This is a genomic window from Pantoea nemavictus, from assembly GCF_037479095.1.
Taxonomy (GTDB): domain Bacteria; phylum Pseudomonadota; class Gammaproteobacteria; order Enterobacterales; family Enterobacteriaceae; genus Pantoea; species Pantoea nemavictus.
This window is the reverse complement of the sequence record NZ_JBBGZW010000001.1, coordinates 4,144,418-4,162,872: the sequence shown is the minus strand read 5'-3', so window position 1 is coordinate 4,162,872 and position 18,455 is coordinate 4,144,418. Positions and strand designations below refer to the sequence as shown.

Sequence of the window (18,455 nt, the reverse complement as noted above, 5' to 3'; positions counted from 1 at the left end):
GCCTTCTCCTCTCAGGCATGACGCCGAGCGCGTAATGCCCCGACCGCCAACACAATGAAAATTAAGCCGCCGGTGGCCACCTGCTGCCAGTAGAAGTTCCAGCCGATCAGCAGCAATCCGTTGGCGATAAAACTCAGCAGCACCACGCCAAGTAGCGTTCCCAGCACGTTGGGACGGCGGGATGGCGCGAAGGTGGCACCAATAAAACTGGCGCCAATGGCGTTAAGCAGATAGGCATTGCCCGACAGCGGCACCCAGGCTTTGACGTTTGCGGCGAGGATTAAGCCGACGATACCGGCAATCAGCGCTGCAGCAATAAAAGCCATGGCGGTAAGCCGTTTAACCGGCACCCCCGAATACTGCGCCACACTGTACTGCTCGCCCATCACCCGTAACGACCGGCCGGTGGCACTGCGGTGCAGCAGCTGATAGAGCGCGAGCGCCACCCATAGCAGCAGCCAAAGCGGCACAGGAATGCCGAGCAGCGCGCCGTGACCGATGGCCGAAAAGCCGTCGGGCAGTTTTTGGCTCAGCAGATAGACCGGCTGTCCGCCGTTTGATGACAGTTGCTGCACGCTTTGCCCGATAAACAGCGTGCCGAGCGTGGCGAGAAACGGCTCCACGCCCAGTTGGGTAACCAGAAAGGCGTTAAACACGCCAACCAGCAGCGCGGCGAACAGCGCCGCAATCAGCGCGACGGGCAGACTGACCTGATGCAGCACCAGTGTCACCAAAACCAGACAGGCGATATCGATCGATGTTCCAACCGAAAGATCAATCGCGCCAATGCGGGTAACCAGCGTCATCGCCAGCGCAACAATCGCCAGCGGCGCAACGTTATTTAGCAACACGCTGCGAATATTGGAGACAGTGGCAAAACCGGGCGCCGCGACAATAAATAACAGCAGCAGCGCCACAAAGGTCAGCACCACCACCGCACGCAATAAGCCGGCCTGACGCGGACGATGAGCGCCTGCGGATAACAGAGAGTCAGACACCTTGAGTCCTCCTTGACTGACGACGACGTAACAGCGCCGTTAACGCCACCACTAACAGGATCAACACGCCTTCGACGCCGTTGATCCAGTAACTTGAGACGTTGATGAGCTGGAAACCGTTGGCAAGCAGACTCAGGAACAGCGCACTGATCAGCGCGCCAGCGAGTGTCGGTACCAGACGACGGGAAAACACCACGCCCAACAGCGCGGCGGCAATCACCATCAGCAGATTGTCGTTCGCGCCGGGCGAACTGCCGCTTAACAGCGACACTGAAGCCACCGCCGCGATGGCGGCGCTAACGCCGCATAATACGTAGCTCAAGCCCTGATAGCGTTTGACGCCAATTCCCGCGGCATTGGCGGCCTGCGGATGGCTGCCTACCGCCTGCAACCGCAGGCCAAATGCGGTAAGACGACTTAAGGCGATCGCCGCAAACGCCAGCAGTAAAAATGACCAGCCCAGCCACGACACCGCTAACGGACCGTTACTTAACAGCAGATTTTGCAGGTCGCTGCTGGCCGACACCGATGCATTGCTGGTCAGCACCATCTCCAGTCCGATCGCGATATTCATGCTGGTAAGCGTCGCCAGCAGCGGCAAGATTCCCAGCCAGACAATCGCCAGCGCATTAAATAATCCCACCGCCGCGCCGGTTAATAGCGTCAACAGCAGTGCAATAGCGAGCGGCTGCCCGACGCTGAGCTGGCTGGCAAACACCGCCGCACTTAGGCCGAGATTAGCCGCAATCGATAAATCAATGCCGCCGGTGATGCCTTGCAAACCGCCACCGCTTAGTACCAGCGTTAAGCCGAGCGCCAGCGTCCCCACCACCGCGGTTTGCTGTAGCACGTTGCCGAGATTCATCACCGTGAGAAAAATCGGCGACAGCCAGGCAAACACCGCCAAAACCAGCACGATAATCAACAGCGATACGTGTTGCAGCCACTGCTGGCCGTGAGTACGCCGTGGCTGTTCGCCGGGTGCAGCTTGGGTGACCTCACTCATGATGCACGCTCCGTTAATGCGCCGGTGCCGGAAGCCCAGGAGAGAATCTCCTGATGGCTGGTCTGCTGTGCCGCCAGCGTGGCGACATGTTCGCCGCGCGCCAGCACCATAATGCGATCGGCCAGGGTTTGCAGTTCGAGTAAATCGGTTGAGAACACCAGGATCAGCGCCCCCTCATCGGCCAACTGCTGCAACGTGTGGTAAATCGCCGCCTTGGCCGCAATATCAACGCCCACCGTCGGCTCATCCAGCAGATACATACGTGCGCCGGTATTTAGCCATTTTGCCAGCACCGCTTTTTGTTGATTACCGCCAGAGAGCTGGCGCAGCGCGGCCAGTTGTCCTGGTGTGCGGATGGCCAATTGCTGAATATTCTTCGCCACCAACTCGCTTTCGGCTTGACGTGACACGCCGCCCCAGCGCAGTAAACGTCGTACGGTGGTTAAGGTGACGTTGTCACGCAGACTCATGTCCAGCGCGATGCCGTTGGCGCGCCGATCCTCCGGGACAAAGGCGATACCGCGTTTCACCGCCGCATGCGGTGAAGCCGGGATGCCCGCTACCTCGCCCAGTGTCATTTTACCGCTCACGGTATTCTCCAGCCCAAACAACGCGCGTATCAGGGTTTTTCCGCCCGAACCTAGCAAACCGGTAATACCGATGATCTCGCCCTGACGACCCGTGAATGACAGGTTGTGGAAACTACCGGGGGCGCTCAAGGCATCAACCTGCAATAGCGGCTCACCCACAGGACGTGGCTGACGCGGCATAAGCTCGTGGCGCGCATCGCCCACCATGGCACTAATCAAGGCTGACGGCGACAGCTGTTCCGCGCTGAACTGCGCCACATCTTTGCCATCCCGCAGCACCGTGACGCGTTGGCACAGCTGCTGGATCTCATCGAGATAGTGCGAGACATAAATCAGCGCGATACCCTGCTGGCGCATACGATCAATCACCCGAAACAGCGCATGCACTTCGTGGCGCGCCAGCGCGGCGGTGGGTTCATCCAGCACCACCACGCGCGGCGCGTTTTGTAGCACGCGGCAGATTTGCACCAACTGCTGCTCTGCCACGCTTAAGGTGGCGATCAATGCGTTGGGATCGAGCTGTAAACCGAAGTGCTGCTGCAGCTGCTGCTGAGCCTGCTGGCGCATGCGGCGACGCAGGATAAAGGGGGTCACGGCGGCGCGCGGTTCGTTGCCAAGCCACAACGCTTCCGCCACCGTCAGCGAGCCGGGCAGCAAGCGTTCCTGATGCACGATGGCGATGCCCTGTCGCTGCGCCTGTGCTGGCGTGCTCAGCGTGAGCGGCTGACCATACAGCTCAATACTGCCGCTATCGGCGGCATGAATGCCGCCTAATACTTTAATCAGCGTCGATTTACCGGCCCCGTTGTGACCAATCAGGCCATGCACTTCACCGGCATGCACGCTGAGCGACACCGATTGCAGCGCAGGTACGCCATCAAAGGCTTTACTGATGTGGTGCAGCTGCAGCAGCGGCGTATTATTTACCATCCGTCTGGCCCAGGGTTTTCTGCGCCTCGCCGGCATTATCTTTGGTTACCAGAATCGCCGGAACATAGGTCGCTGGCGGCAATGAACGATCGCCCGCGAGATATTTCGCCACGTTCTGCACCGCCGTTTGCCCAATCACATACGGCTGCTGCGCCACCACTGCCGCCGCGCTGGATTTGGCATCTTTAACCAGCGACACCACATCCGGGCTGCCGTCGACTGCATAGGTTTTGATCTCGTTGCGCCCCGCGGCATCCACCGCCTGGGTAGCGCCAATTTGTGGCACATCCCACGCGGCCCAAATCGCCTGAACCGATCCTTTCGGATATTTATTCAGTAACTGACTGATTTGCGCATACGCGTCTTGCACGGTATTCGGGATAACATCGCGCAGTTCTGGCTGAATTATTTTAATTTTTGGATACCATTTCAGCACGGCTTTTAACTGGTCATAGCGCATTGCAACCACGGGCACGCCATAGAAACCGTTAAATACCAGAATATTGCCTTCGCCACGTAAATCATTGACTAGCTTTAACGCGAGCTGCTCGCCAATATAAAAGTTATCTGACGTTGTGACGTTAATACTGGATGGGCTAGCGGTGTCGACAGTAAATAACGGGATGCCCGCCTCGCGGATTTTTTTCAGCCACGGCTCCAGCACCGACGCGGTGCCGAGTGTTTCAATGATCGCATCGGGTTTCTGTGCGATAAGTGTCTGAATTTGGGCAATTTGCTGCGACTCTTTACGGCCGCCGTCTAGCGCAATCGGCGTCCCGCCAAGGCGTTTCACCTCGTCGATTTGTCCCTGATAAGCCTTGAGATCCCAATAGTGATCGGTGCCGGCAACGGTAATACCAATGCGTTTACCCGCCAAAGACGGAATCGGATGATCTTCGGCGTGCGCCATTGCGGATAATAGTGATACAGAAGCCAGCAATAGACCTGCCAGACGATGCTTTTTCATGCTTAATATCCCTGGAAATAATAATATAATGTTGTATGACGCCTGTTAGCTGGCGCGTGAAATAAAAATTATCACAGCCATTTTTTATCCATAATGCTATTTTCACCTTAGACTAGCTGGCAATTGATAATAGCCAGCCAGCCGCGTTAATTAGCAGGCTAAAGGGTTAACGCGGCATCGAATTTAAGCGGCTGAGTGCGGGCTGAATGCTCCTGCTGCGTACTGGCGTGCGTGACAGCGGCAAGCAATTGCCGCGTATAGGGATGCACCGGACGATGCCAGATTTGCTCTACCTCCCCGGCTTCGACAATATCGCCCTGATTCATTACCAGCACGCGATCCGCCATGTAACGCACCACGGCCAGATTGTGCGAAATAAACAGATAGCTCAAACCAAACTCCTGCTTCATCTCCAGCAGCAGATTGAGGATTTGTGCCTGCACCGACACATCCAGCGCCGATACCGCTTCATCGCAAATGACCAACTTTGGCTTAACAATAAGCGCCCGAGCGATGCCAATTCGCTGGCGCTGGCCGCCAGAAAATTCATGGGCATAACGCGCTAGCGCCTGTCGTGGTAAGCCGACACGGTCCAGCATCTGATGAATACGCGTCAGGCGCTGCGCCGCTGGTGCCGGATCGTGCAGCCGCAACACCGAATCAAGAATGGTGAAAATGGTGTGCCGCGGATTGAGTGAGGCGTAAGGATCCTGAAAGATCATCTGCACGCTGCGGCGTAAATCGCGCAGAGCGGATTCCGGCAGCTGTGCGATATCCTTGCCCTGAAGGCGAATCTCACCGCTGTCGGGGGTTAGCAGGCGCAATATAGTGCGCGACAGCGTCGATTTGCCGCAGCCCGATTCCCCCACCAATCCCAACGTTTCTCCCTGCTGTAAATCAAAGCTGATGTCGCGAATAGCAGGCACGCGCCGGTTGCCGTGACCGTAACTGACCTGCAGATGACGCAGCGCCAGCAGCGGCGCGGCGGTTTCACGCCCATCAGGCGCAGCAAAGTTCAGCGTCGCGGGCTGGTGCAGGTTGAAACGGCCTTCGGCATCATGACGAATCTCGGTCAGCATACGCTGGCGATAATGCACGTCTTGTTCACCCAGCAGCGATGCCGCCAGTAAGCCTTTGGTGTAGTCATGCTGCGGCTGCGCAAACAGGGCTGGCGTCTGGTTATGTTCGACAATGCTGCCGTTGTGCATTACCGCGACGTTATCGGCCCACTGGCTGACCAGACCCAGATCGTGGGAGATCATCAACACGCTCAGCGACAAGGTTTTGCGCAGGCGATCGATCAGCGCCATGATGTTGGCCTGCACCGTGACATCCAGCGCAGTGGTCGGTTCATCGGCAATCAGCAGCTTCGGCTCACACGCCACCGCCATGGCGATCATCACGCGCTGTCGCTGGCCACCGGAGAGCTGATGCGGGAAATCATCCACCCGGCGCGCCGGGTCGGGAATATTGACCAGCTCCAGCAGCTCGATCGCCCTCGCCCGCGCCTGCTTTCGCGACAGCTTTTGATGAGCCATCATCGACTCCGCAATCTGCGCCCCGATGCTATACACCGGATTGAGCGAAGTCATCGGCTCCTGAAAAATCATTGAGATCTGGTTGCCACGCAGCGCGCGCAGCTGACGCGGCGGCAGGCTGAGCACATCGTCGCCAGCAAAAATAATCCGTCCGGCGGTGCGCGCCTGCGGCGCCAGTAATCCCATAATTGCCAGCGCCGTCGCAGACTTACCGCTGCCCGACTCACCGACCAGCGCCAGCATTTCGCCCTGCGCCAGCGTAAAGCTGATGTCGTTGACTGCCGGATGCGCGCCAAACTGAATCTGCAAATTCTCTACGGAAAGCATCGGTTTCATCATTGCTCACTCAGTCGCGGGTTAAAGGCATCATTGAGCGCATCGCCCAACAGATTCAGCCCCAGCAAGGTGATCACCAGCGCCACGCCCGGCTCGGCGGTGAGATACCACGCGGTGCGCAGCATTTCGCGACCGCTGCCTATTAAAAAGCCCCAGCTCACCACATTAGGATCGCCTAAGCCGAGAAATGACAGCGCAGCCTCCATTAAGATCGCGGACGCCACCATCACCGACGACGTGACGATGATGGCCGGCAGCGCGTTCGGCAACATTTCGCGCCAGATGATGTAGAGCGGCGAAAATCCCTGACAGCGCGCGGCCAGTACGAAGTCCGATTCACGTAGGCTGCGAAACTCCGCGCGCACCAGGCGGGCAATCGTTGGCCAGGTTGTCAGGCCAATGCTGAGGGTGATAAGCGTAACCGTCGGCGTGGCGACGGCCAGCACAATAATCACTAACAGAAACGCCGGCATGGTTTGAAACAGCGTGGTGATGCGCATCAAAAGATTATCCAGCACGCCACCGTAATAGCCGCTCAGGCTGCCGATTAAGGTGCCCGCCAGCAGGCCCAGCAAGGTTGCGCCCACTCCAATCAGCAACGACACGCGCGCGCCGTGAAAAATGCCGGCGGCCAGATCGCGCCCCATCGCGTCGCTACCCAAAGGCCAGGCGGCATCGGCGCCCGGCAGTAATAGCGGCGTGGCGATCATATCCAGTGGATCGCCGGGATAGAGCCAGGGCGCCGCCAGCGCCATCGCCAGCACCAACAGCAGAATAATGATGCCCGCCAGCCCGGCGGGATTGCGCAGCAGCTGACGCAGCGCGCGATGCTTGCCGCGCGGGGGAACAGGAAGCGTAGTAAACGTGGTCATTTAATTTCTCACGATGCGGGGATCGAGCCAGGCGTGCAGCAGGTCGACAATAAAGTTAGCCAGCAGAACCAGCAGCGAAGAAAACAGCAGAATGCCGAGCAGAATATTGACGTCGCGCGCCATCACCGCATCCAGCGCCAGCCGTCCCAGGCCCGGCCAGGAGAACACGGTTTCCACTACCGCCGCGCCGCTCAGCAAGGTGGCGATATGCATGCCGCTCACCGTCACCACAGGAATCAGTGCGCAACGCAGCACGTGCACCACCGTTACGCGTAGCGGAGAGATACCCTTAGCATGCGCGGTGCGCACGAAGTCCTGATGGGCGATCTCCAGCATCGCCGCGCGGGTTAAACGCGCATAAATCGCGAGGAAAAAACTCGCCAGTGAAAATACCGGTAATAACGCATGGCTGAGCAGATCCTTGAACTTATCCCAGCCGTGATAATTTGCGCCAATGGTCATATTCCCGCTACTGGGTAACCAGCCGAGATGCACCGAAAATAAAACCAGCAGCATCAGACCAATCCAGAATCCCGGCAGTGAATAGAGCAGTAAAGAAAACAGCGATAACCAACGATCGGGCCAGCGGCCAACAAATAGCGCCATAATCACACCGCAAATAATGCCGCATATCAGGGCCAGCGCCTGCGCTGCCAGCATTAATAATAAGGTGGCGGGTAAACGCGAGAGAATTAAGGTCGTCACTGGCGTATTAAAACGCGGAGAGAAGCCGAGATTGCCCTGCGCAATATGACTGATCCAGTGAATAAACTGCTGCCACGCCGGAAGATTGAGACCATATTGCTCGCGCATCAGCGCCATGCTGGCCGCGCTGGCCCCGCCGGACTCACCGGCCATTACATCCACCGCATCGCCCGGAATCGCTTTCAGAATAATAAACATGATCAGCAATATACCGATGAGCGTCGGAAACAGCTGCAGCGTGGTTTTGATGAAAAAGGAGAGTAGCCAATGGCGTTCTCGCGGCATAGCCAACATCCTTGAAACGGAGTCATGCGGAAAAGGGAAAACTAACAGCCGCGGTTTTGGCGACTTAATAATTTATCTGGCTTAGCTTTGCCGAATTAAGGCTATCCAGGATTAATCGCGCTATTTCCGTTTTAAGCATGTGTAAACCCGAAATACTCAGTAGTCAGCGCCTTTTTGATACCGGTAAATAACGCCCTGAACTTATTGTCAAATATAAAGGCGGCGGTATGTCGGATAGACAAAAACAACCGGGGAATCGCGTGGCGGTGGATGTGGGCGGCACCTTCACAGACATCGTGATGCTGCAAAATGAAACGCAATATTCGGCCAAAGTGCTGACCAGCGCCGAGGCGCCAGAGCGCGCGGTGATTGCCGGTATTAGCGATGTACTGCAGCAGGCACAACTGCAGTTTTCAGACATCGACTCGTTGATTCTGGGTACCACCTTAGCCACCAACGCGCTGATTGAGCGCAAAGGCGCACGCACCGCGCTGATCACCACCGCAGGCTTTCGCGATCTGGTGGAGATTGGTCAGGAAGACCGTTTTGCCCAATACGATGTGTTTCTGCAAAAGCCGCGTCCGCTGGTGGAGCGTCACTGGCGCTTCACGGTGGAAGAGCGCATCGACGCGCAAGGTCAAGTGCGCATTCCCCTCAACGAAGCGCAGGTGCACGCGCTGGCTAAAGAGATTGCCGCGCAGGGCATTGAGAGTATCGCCATCGGCTTTTTACAAAGCTTTGTTAACCCAGAACATGAGCTGCGCACCGCGCAGATCCTGCATGAGCTGTTGCCCGAGGTGACATTGTCACTCTCCAGCGATATTTGCCCCGAAATTCGTGAGTATGAGCGTCTCTCCACCGTCTCGGCGAATGCCTACGTGCAGCCGCTGGTTGCCGGTTACCTGCGCCGCCTGCAGCAACAGCTCAGCCAACACGGTTTGCGCGTACCGCCCTTTTTGATGACCTCGGGTGGCGGTATCACTACGCTGGATAACGGCATCAGCGAGCCGGTGCGCCTGGTTGAATCGGGCCCGGCGGGCGGCGCGATCCTCGCCAGCAATATTGCGCAGCAGCTGGATCTGAAAAAAGTGCTGTCGTTTGATATGGGCGGTACCACCGCCAAAATCTGTTTTATCGATAACTTCCAGCCACAGATTTCCCGCAGCTTCGAGTTTGGCCGCGTGCATCGTCATCTAAAAGGTTCCGGGCTGCCGATTCGTATTCCGGTGATTGATCTGGTGGAGATTGGTGCCGGTGGTGGATCGATTGCGCGCATCGATAACCTCGGACGATTACAGGTCGGTCCGGATAGCGCCGGCTCTGCGCCCGGTCCGGTGAGCTATAACCTCGGCGGCGAGTGGGTGACCATTACCGATGCCAACGCGCAGCTCGGCCTGCTGGATCCGGCCAGTTTTGCCGGTGGCAAAGTAGATCTCAATGTCGATTTGGCGCAGCATGCTCTTGCCGCGCAGGTCGGCGAACCGCTAAAGCTGCAGCCCGATGATGCCGCGCTGGCGGTGACCGAAATCATCGCCGAAAACATGGCCAACGCCGCCCGCGTCCACGCCAGTGAATCGGGTAAAACTGTCGATAACTATACGCTCGTCGCCTTTGGTGGCGCCGCCCCGCTGCACGCCGCACGGCTGGCCACCAAGCTCGGTATCGACCGGGTGATCATTCCGCACGCCGCCGGCGTCGGCTCAGCGCTGGGTTTCCTGTGGGCGCCGGTGTCCTATCAGGCGGTGCGCAGCTTCTATCAACGGCTGGATAATCTCGATTTCAATGCAGTGAATGCGCTGCTGGATGCGCTGAGCGATCAGGCGCGTCAGGTGGTGCAACAGGCGGATCGCCAGGCGCCGATTAACGTGCAGCGCAGCGTCTACCTGCGCTATGCCGGTCAGGGCCATGAGGTGCCGATTGACCTCGAAGGCGACACGCTGAATGCGCAACAGCTCGCCGCCCTGCATCAGCGCTTTACCCTTACCTATCAGCAACTGTATGGTCGCAGCCTCGATCACGTGGCGGTTGAAGCGATCAGCTGGACCGTCACCGCCTCTACGCCGGTTTCAGTGGTGACGCCACACAGCGCGCTTAGCACGCTGCCGGATGTCGCGCCGCAGCGTGAACTTTACTCTTTCCTGCAGCAGCAGCGTATTCAGGTGCCGGTCCAACAGCGCGTCGAGCTGACCAACGTTACCGACGGTCCCCTGTTAGTGGTGGATGCAGAAACCACCACCTGGGTTGATGAACAGTTCAGCGTGCAGCGCACCGCCGCCGGACATCTGTTGCTGCAACGTCTTTCTTCCGTGGGAGCCCAGCATGAGCAATAACGTGATTCAACATCAGGTGATCTGGAATCGCCTGATTTCAGTGGTGGAGGAGCAAGCGCAGGCGCTCATCCGCACCGCTTTCGGTACTGCAACCCGTGAAGCGGGCGATCTCTCGGCTGGCGTGTTTCTGCCCGATGGTCGTATGGTGGCGCAGGCGGTAACGGGAACGCCGGGCCACGTCAACTCGATGGCAGAATCGGTTAAACATTTCCTCAAGGTGTTTCCCATTGCGACGCTGCAGCCCGGCGACGTGCTGCTGACCAACGATCCGTGGAAAGGCACCGGCCATCTTTATGACATCACCATGGTGACGCCGGTGTTTTACCGCGATCGCCCGGTGGCGCTGTTCGCCTCTACGCTGCATGTGATTGATATTGGCGGTCTTGGCCCCGGCCCGGATGGCCAGCAAATCTGGCATGAGGGATTATTCCTGCCGATCATCAAATTCATTCACGCTGGGCAGCTCGACCAAACGGTGCTCAACATCGTCAAAGCCAACGTGCGGGAACCGGCGCAGGTGGAAGGCGATTTCCTCGCGCTGGTGGCCTGTAATGATGTCGGCGCGCGTCGCCTGCTGAGCGTGCTGGATGAGTTTGATCTGCCCGATTTGCTGGAAGTCGGCGAATACATTCTGCAGCGTTCACGCCAGGCGATGCTCGATGCGGTGCGTAGCTGGCCGGCTGGCAGCTGGTACAGTGAATTGTGGGTTGATGGCTACGATGAGCCGCTGAAGCTGCAGGCCAAACTCACGCTGAGCGAACAAGGCATCCACGTGGACTTTGCCGGCAGCGCCGGGTTTGTTGCGCGCGGCATTAATGTGGTGAAAGCCTATACCGACGCCTACACCTCGTTTGGTATCCGCTGCCTGATTGGCGCGGATATTCCCAACAATGCCGGCTCGCTCGGGGTGATCACCATTGATGCGCCGGAAGGCTCGATCCTCAATGCGCCCTATCCTGCAGCCGTCACCTCGCGGCATATCATCGGCCAGATGCTGCCGGATGTGGTGTTTAACTGCCTGCGCCAGGCGCGTCCCGGTGAAGTCCCCGCCGAAGGTGCCTCCTGCCTGTGGAACATTCAGCTATCGGGCGGCCATATTTTGCCGCAGTACGAAGCCAACAGCAGCCTGAAGCAGCCGCGTTTTTCCATTACCAGCTTCTCCACCGGCGGTACCGGCGCGCGCCCGGCGCTGGATGGCCTCTCAACCACCTCTTTCCCCAGCGGCGTGCGCAACGTCTCGCTGGAGATCCTTGAATCGATCAGTCCGGTGGTGTTTTGGCGCAAAGAGTATCGCCAGGATTCCGGCGGCGCGGGCGCGCAGCGTGGCGGACTGGGCCAGATAATCGAGCTGTCGCACGGGCAGGATTTGCCAATGGAGCTCGGCGCGGCCTGGGATCGCATTCACTTCCCGGCGCAGGGTGCCGAAGGCGGTCAGGCCGGTGCGCCCGGTCGCGTCACGCTCTCCACCGGCGAAACGCTGTCGGGCAAAGGACGTCAGGTGATCCCGCCGGGCAGCCATCTGATTGTCGAAACGCCAGGCGGCGGCGGTTTAGGTCACAGCTCGCAACGTGACGCGCAGCGCTTGCAGCACGACGTGGTGAATCAACTCATCACGCCGGCTGCCGCAGCGGAACTGTATGGCTATCACCCTAAAACGGAGTAACACCATGTTATTAAATTTTCGCCGCTCACTGCTGGCGCTTACGCTGGGAATGACGTTAACCGCAACGGTGCACGCCGCCGATCCGCAATCGGGTGGTACCTTAAATCTGGTGCTCAACTACGAACCGCCGGCGCTGATTGCGCTGACCACGGTGGCCACCCCGGCGCTCAGCGTCAGTGCCAAAGTCACCGAAGGCCTGCTGAGCTATGATTTTGACCTCAAACCGCAGCCGCAGCTGGCGACCCGCTGGGAGATCAGCCCTGACGGCACGCGCTACACCTTCCACTTGCGTCCCGGCGTGAAATGGCACGACGGCCAGGATTTCACCTCCGCCGATGTCGCCTATTCGATTGAGCTGCTGAAGAAGGTTCATCCGCGTGCATCCAGCACCTTTGCCAACGTCACCGCCATCGAAACGCCCGATGCGCTGACGGCGGTGATCGTGCTGTCGAAACCAGCACCCTATCTGATTAAGGCCTTTGCCGCCGCGGAATCGCCGATTATTCCGAAACATATCTATGACGGCACCGATGCGCTGACCAATCCGCATAACAACGCGCCGATCGGCACCGGTCCTTATATCTTCGATAAATGGGTGCGCGGCAGCTATATCCTCTACAAGCGTAATCCCAACTATTGGGATAAAAATCGCCCGTATCTCGATCAGCTGGTGGTGAAGTTCATTCCCGATCCCGCTGCCCGCTCGGTGGCCTTCGAAACCGGTGAAGCGGATTTAGGTTATCGCACGCCGGTGGCAATGAACGATGTGGCGCGCTTGAAAGCCTTGCCACAACTCGGTTTTGAAACCAAAGGCAACAGCTACTCCTATAACGTCAGCTCGATTCAGTTCAATCTCGACGATGCGCATTTTAAAGATCTGCGTGTACGCCAGGCGGTGGCACATGCGCTTAATCGCAATGTGATTATGCAGGTTGCCTATTTCGGTCTGGGACAGGTGACAGCGTCACCGATTGCGCCCGGCATCAAAGAATATAACGATCCGTCGCCTTCGCCGTATGCCTTCGATATCAATAAAGCCAATGCGCTGCTCGACGCCGCCGGTTTCCCCAAAGGCAGCGATGGCACGCGCTTTAGCGTAACGCTGGATTACAATCCGATAGCGGAGGATTTGCGCAAAACGGCGGAGTACACCCGCTCGGCGCTGGCGAAGATTGGCATCAAAGTGACCCTGCGCGCGCAGGACCTCTCCAGCTTTGTACGCCGCATTTATACCGATCGTGACTTCTCGTTTACCGTGAACGGTCACAGCAATCTGTATGATCCGACCGTTGGCGTGCAGCGCATCTACTGGTCGAAAAACTTCCGCAAAGGCGTGCCGTTCTCCAATGCCTCGGATTATCACAATCCAGAAGTGGACCACCTGCTGGAAGCGGCGCAAACCGAAAATGATCCGCAGCAACGCGTGGCTGAGTTCCGCCAGTTCCAGAAAATCGTCGAGCAGGATTTGCCGGACATTAATCTGATCTCGCCACAATTCATCACCATTTATAACCGCAAAGTGCACGATCACTCCGTTACCGCTGACGGAATCGAAGGCAATTTGTCACAGGTTTGGCTGGATAAAAAATAAGCTCAGCCGGAAGCCTTGTACCGCATGGCTTCCGGCGCTGTTTCACGCTTCGCTTGTTCGAATATTGTTAAGATCTGCTTAAAGATTACTGGTAATCCATACAGATAAGGTTCAGGATGGTTGCTCATCCTGGGTTAACGCCCACGGCAATTCACCCTCAATCTGAGGGCTCGTTATGTACTTTTATTCAACTGAAACCGTATGCGCCATTACCGGTGCTAATCGCGCGAATTTGCGTCGCTGGTTACGCGGTGGATTAATTTCTGAAAACCACGTCAATCAGGACTGGAGCCGTCATCAGGTTGATGAAGTTCTGGCCATGATGGCGTTAACCGCCGGTGGTGCCACGCTGTGGCAGATCTATCAGGGACGCCATTGCGGATTGGAATACACCTCCTCAGCCTGGATGGCGCGTCGCGGTGATGTATTACGCCAGCTGGAAATCGGCTCCGACCGCGAACTGGCGCGCACCGTGCGCAATCTGGCGGGTGATTACAGCAGCGACGATTTTATCGAGGTGTTGATGAAACCGCTGAACCGCTGGCTGCGCGATGATACCCGTCGCGGCGCATCACGGCGTCTGGCGCGCTTTCATGATGCCATCCTGCATCACAGCGATTGCGTGAAACGCGCGTCATCACGGCAGCAAAATATGCCTCTGCTGTTGGAAGTGGTGAGTAAAGGCGATGAAACCGAGATTTGGCTGGAAGCGATTCGCCTGACCGGACAAGGATTCTGTGTTGATGTGGACCAGGCATCACCGCCGATTCGCTACGGTTCGGAAAGTCGTCATAATCATCACCTGCTGTGGTGCGGAGCCGGCATTAGCGAAGAGCGAATGAGCCAGTTCCAGCGTGGATTACGTTCAGGTAAAACCGTGATGCTGAGCGGACCCGACCGTAGCATTCATTCGGCGGTTGTGGCTGCGCAAGTCGCTTAGCCGGTGCTGCATGCACCGGCTCTATTTTTTAATCCTATCCGCACTTTGCTTATGCAAAATAAGTAGTTAGCCACGGCAACAACGGTTAAATCCACTCACACCTACTTCTGTTACGCTCTCGCCTCCCAATCTGGAGGATCAATGAGTTCATTAATCGATATTTTCACCACCCACAAAAGCGACCGCAGTTTCACCGATCAATCCGTTGAGGATGCGGTGCTGGATCGCATCATTTCGGCCGCTTATCACGCGCCTACTTCGGTGAACTCGCAGCAAGTCTCATTGGTGGTCACACGTGATGCCGCGAAACGCGCGCAGATCTCACAAATTGCCGGCGGTCAGCCGTGGATTGCCAAAGCACCGGTATTTATTACCCTGGTGCTGGATATGCATAAATCTCGTCTGGCGATGCAGGCCATCGATCGCGAACAAATTGCGCAGCAGAGTATCGAAAGCATTGTCTCGGGCTCGACCGATATTGGTATTGCGCTGGGTTCAATTATGGCGGCGGCGCGTGCGGAAGGTCTGGGTATTGTGCCGATTGGCGGCATTCGTCGCGATCCGCAGGCGTTAATTAGTCTGCTCGATCTGCCGCAATACACCTTCCCGGTGGCTGGCGTGGTGATTGGCCATGTGGATCAACCTGCACATCAGAAACCGCGTCTGCCCTTAGCCACTTTCCGTCATGAAGAGCAGTATCAGCCTGCCGGGCTGGAGCAACATATCGACGCTTACAATCAGCAGATGGTGCAGCACTGGAAGAACATCGGACGCGATGATGGTGAGAGCTGGAGCGAAAGCGTCAGCGGCTATTATCACAAGATCTACTTCCCGCACGTGCTGGACGCGCTGAAAAAGCAGGGATTTGGCAACGACAAGTAATTGTGTTTCCCCGCGCCGGGTGCGCGGGGAATGAAGAATTAACGCCCTTTCTTTTTACGTCCTGGCTGGGCGAACCGCTGGCGATTAGCCGGTTTCGCGCCCGCTTTCTCACCGGACTTCGCCGCGCTGACGGCCGGTTTTTTCCCCGCTGCGGCCGGTTTCTTCTTCGCCTGCGTCTTCTGCGTTTTTTGATCTTCGGATGATGAGTCCTCAATCAGTTTGAACAGATCGATCAGTTCGTCATCGGTCAAATCACGCCATTCGCCGAGCGGAATGCCTTTCAGGCTGACGTTCATGATGCGCGTGCGCTCAAGCTTGGTCACTTCAAAACCGAAGTGCTTGGTCATGCGACGAATCTGACGATTCAGCCCCTGAACCAGGATGATGCGAAACACAAAGGTCGACTCTTTCTTAACTTTGCACTTCTTCGTCACGGTGCCGAGCATCGGTACGCCTGCGCCCATTCCGGCAATAAATTCATCGGTGATCGGCTTATCAACGGTAACCACATACTCTTTTTCGTGGTTATTACCGGCACGCAGGATCTTATTCACCAGGTCGCCGTGATTGGTGAGGAAGATCAACCCCTGCGAATCTTTATCCAGACGACCAATCGGGAACACGCGTTTGCTGTGATTGACGAAATCGCCGATGTTATCGCGCTCACCCTCTTCCATGGTGGTGATGATGCCAACCGGTTTGTTCAACGCAATCAGCACCAAATCTTCTTCGTCACGCGGTTCAATCAGCTGCCCATTCACTTTCACTTCATCCCCAGCAAATACCTGCGCACCGACGGCCGCGCGTTTGCCGTTAATGAAAACGTTGCCTTGTTCGATATAACGATCGGCATCGCGGCGTGAGCAGATACCGCTCTCGCTGATGTATTTATTCAGGCGGGTAGATGAGTTAGGCAGCATGGTTCCTCCGAAAAAAAACGGACTATACAGCAACCTTAGGCGTTGGTTAAGCGTCGCGACAATCATCAGCATTTCTCTCACCTTAAGATAACAGCACACTAACAATGTGGTTGTTCCTAAAGGATCGATCGGCGACAATTCGCCCCCATCGTTTTTTCTTATGACAGAGTGACCCCCGCATGACACATCAGCCATCGGTGACATGGATTGCATCCGTGCGCACGTTTCTGGCCCGCCTTTGGCCACATCCTTTACCGGTGGGCAAAAAGCAGCGGGTCATCGCCAGTATTGGCGCAGGATTGGGATTAATGATTACCAGCCTTACCAGTCATTGGCTGCTGGGCGAAGTGAATCTGTGGTTTGTCGCGCCGATGGGCGCTTCTGCGGTGTTGCTGTTCGGCCTACCCAATAGTCCGCTGGCACAGCCGTGGTCGATTGTTGGTGGCAATCTGGTAGCGGGCGTCATCGGTGTAACCACCGCGCTGTATATTCCCCATCCTGCGCTGGCATGCGGCGTGGCGGCTTGTTTGACGATTGCCGTGATGTTTCAGCTACGTTGCCTGCACCCGCCTAGCGGCGCGGTGGCGCTTACCGCTATTCTTGGCGGCAACGGCGTGCAGCAGTTGGGTTACCACTTTATTCTTACGCCGGTGCTGTTGAATTCGGTGTGTCTGGCACTGCTGGCGTTGGTGTTTAATAATCTGGCCGGACGCCGCTACCCGCATCCGCTGGCGGCGACGGAAGCCAAAGCACCGCCCGTCGTGATTGATGTGCCGATTACGCGCGACGACCTGCATCAGGCGCTGGAAAGTGGCGAGCTGCTGGATATCGATGAAGATGATTTGCAGCAGCTGCTGCAACGTGCCGAAGAGATCGCCATTCGTCGGCAGCGGCTCGCATCATAGTGATGTGGCGTAATGCCGAGAAGTTAAGCGCTGAGCGACTTTCGTTCGCCATCGCTGTCATGCCTGTGGGGTCGCCATTCATGGCGACCAGCTAACTTCCCCGCCATAACCTTTCACGCGTACCGATTCACCCTCAATCTCCACCACGGCAAACGGCACATCCTCTGCACCGTCCAGCATGCCTTTCTGGGTATAAAAGCCTGTTTGACCGATGCGCGCAAAGCCGCCGCGATGTTCATGTCCGGAAAAACAACAAAGTATGTTGTAACTAGAAAGCAGATCTGCCAGCTCACTAGCGTTGAGTAAGTTGTGGCTGTTGTGTGGCGCCAGCGGATAGTGACCAAATACCACCACTTTTTCTCCCTGCTGCGCGGCTTGCAGCAGCTGCTGTTCAATCCACGCCAGCTGCTGCGATCCTACCGCGCCATTCCACGGTTTCGCCTGCGGCTGTTGTCGCGCGGTGAGATCCACCAGCATCGCCTCCGCCTGCACACGGTCGTCACCGTTCAGCGTGTTGCAATACAGACTGACATCGTTGCCGTCATAAACAATAAAGCGCCAGCCCGGCAGACCAAAGGCGTAATAGCTTTTGGGCAGCGCGGCGGCCTCATTGAGATGCTGCGTGATGGTCTGCGCATCGTGATTGCCCAGCACCACCGCATGCGGATGTTCGAGGCGATCGTAAAGCGGCAGTATCGCCGCATAGCTGTGCCAGTGGCGATCGACAAGGTCACCGAGCGTGACGACAAAATCCAGCGGCTGCTGATTCAGCGCCTCAATGGCCTGCGGCAGCTTGTGCAACGCCTGCCGATAGTAGAGATTTTTCGCAACATCGGCGTCGATGTCGGCATATTGCGGATCGGCAATCAAACCAAAGCGCAGCGTGCCATTCAGCGGCGCGGCACGCAGATGAGGCAGCGCATATAACTCGGCGACATCGCCGAGCAACTCGCGCTGCAAGGCGGTCAGCGGATGCGGATAAGACACGAAAAGCACT

Annotated in this window: 15 protein-coding genes; 6 read left to right on the top strand and 9 right to left on the bottom strand. The window is 57.2% G+C overall.

The genetic code is table 11. The features are described 5' to 3' along the window. Positions 1 to 11: 11 nt before the first annotated feature. The 7 genes from WH298_RS19200 to WH298_RS19170 form a co-directional block, all read right to left on the bottom strand. Positions 12 to 998, bottom strand: a complete 987-nt coding sequence (locus WH298_RS19200; protein WP_339541590.1) for an ABC transporter permease — start codon at positions 996 to 998, stop codon at positions 12 to 14. Further along, the gene (locus WH298_RS19195) at positions 991 to 2,004 is read right to left on the bottom strand and encodes an ABC transporter permease (protein ID WP_180823604.1); all 1,014 of its coding nucleotides are present in this window, start codon (positions 2,002 to 2,004) and stop codon (positions 991 to 993) included. Before WH298_RS19195 ends, WH298_RS19200 begins: the two co-directional genes overlap by 8 nt. After that, positions 2,001 to 3,524, bottom strand: a complete 1,524-nt coding sequence (locus WH298_RS19190; protein WP_180823603.1) for a sugar ABC transporter ATP-binding protein — start codon at positions 3,522 to 3,524, stop codon at positions 2,001 to 2,003. Before WH298_RS19190 ends, WH298_RS19195 begins: the two co-directional genes overlap by 4 nt. Beyond that, positions 3,514 to 4,491 carry a sugar ABC transporter substrate-binding protein gene (locus tag WH298_RS19185; RefSeq protein ID WP_049853505.1) on the bottom strand — a complete coding sequence of 326 codons (978 nt, stop codon included), beginning with the start codon at positions 4,489 to 4,491 and terminating at the stop codon, positions 3,514 to 3,516. Before WH298_RS19185 ends, WH298_RS19190 begins: the two co-directional genes overlap by 11 nt. Before the next feature lie 158 nt (positions 4,492 to 4,649). Further along, the gene (locus tag WH298_RS19180) at positions 4,650 to 6,365 is read right to left on the bottom strand and encodes an ABC transporter ATP-binding protein (RefSeq protein WP_180823748.1); all 1,716 of its coding nucleotides are present in this window, start codon (positions 6,363 to 6,365) and stop codon (positions 4,650 to 4,652) included. After that, complete coding sequence (locus WH298_RS19175; RefSeq protein ID WP_180823602.1) at positions 6,365 to 7,237, bottom strand: ABC transporter permease; 873 nt, start codon at positions 7,235 to 7,237, stop codon at positions 6,365 to 6,367. The genes WH298_RS19180 and WH298_RS19175 overlap by 1 nt, the downstream gene beginning before the upstream one ends. After that, complete coding sequence (locus tag WH298_RS19170) at positions 7,238 to 8,227, bottom strand: ABC transporter permease (protein ID WP_180823601.1); 990 nt, start codon at positions 8,225 to 8,227, stop codon at positions 7,238 to 7,240. Between the two features lie 227 nt (positions 8,228 to 8,454). Between WH298_RS19170 and WH298_RS19165 the strand changes: the two genes are divergently transcribed. The 5 genes from WH298_RS19165 (at position 8,455) to WH298_RS19145 (ending at position 15,633) form a co-directional block, all read left to right on the top strand. Further along, positions 8,455 to 10,557: a hydantoinase/oxoprolinase family protein gene (locus tag WH298_RS19165; protein ID WP_180823600.1), complete on the top strand. Its 2,103-nt coding sequence runs from the start codon at positions 8,455 to 8,457 to the stop codon at positions 10,555 to 10,557. After that, positions 10,547 to 12,220 (top strand): hydantoinase B/oxoprolinase family protein, encoded by a 1,674-nt coding sequence (locus tag WH298_RS19160; RefSeq protein ID WP_180823599.1) that lies wholly within the window; start codon positions 10,547 to 10,549, stop codon positions 12,218 to 12,220. Before WH298_RS19165 ends, WH298_RS19160 begins: the two co-directional genes overlap by 11 nt. Positions 12,221 to 12,224: 4 nt before the next feature. Then, a complete protein-coding gene (locus WH298_RS19155; RefSeq protein WP_180823598.1) occupies positions 12,225 to 13,811 on the top strand; it encodes an ABC transporter substrate-binding protein in 1,587 nt (528 codons plus the stop codon). A 175-nt stretch (positions 13,812 to 13,986) separates the two neighbouring features. Beyond that, positions 13,987 to 14,751, top strand: a complete 765-nt coding sequence (locus tag WH298_RS19150) for a hypothetical protein (protein ID WP_049853511.1) — start codon at positions 13,987 to 13,989, stop codon at positions 14,749 to 14,751. 141 nt (positions 14,752 to 14,892) lie between these two features. After that, positions 14,893 to 15,633, top strand: a complete 741-nt coding sequence (locus WH298_RS19145) for a nitroreductase family protein (protein ID WP_007888344.1) — start codon at positions 14,893 to 14,895, stop codon at positions 15,631 to 15,633. Positions 15,634 to 15,671: 38 nt separating this feature from the next. Here the strand turns inward: WH298_RS19145 and rluF are convergent, their stop codons facing one another. Beyond that, a complete protein-coding gene (rluF, locus tag WH298_RS19140; protein WP_007888343.1) occupies positions 15,672 to 16,553 on the bottom strand; it encodes a 23S rRNA pseudouridine(2604) synthase RluF in 882 nt (293 codons plus the stop codon). Positions 16,554 to 16,732: 179 nt separating this feature from the next. Between rluF and WH298_RS19135 the strand changes: the two genes are divergently transcribed. Continuing rightward, complete coding sequence (locus WH298_RS19135; protein WP_049853514.1) at positions 16,733 to 17,458, top strand: HPP family protein; 726 nt, start codon at positions 16,733 to 16,735, stop codon at positions 17,456 to 17,458. Between the two features lie 78 nt (positions 17,459 to 17,536). Here the strand turns inward: WH298_RS19135 and WH298_RS19130 are convergent, their stop codons facing one another. Then, the gene (locus WH298_RS19130; protein ID WP_180823597.1) at positions 17,537 to 18,445 is read right to left on the bottom strand and encodes a metallophosphoesterase; all 909 of its coding nucleotides are present in this window, start codon (positions 18,443 to 18,445) and stop codon (positions 17,537 to 17,539) included. Positions 18,446 to 18,455 lie beyond the last annotated feature (10 nt).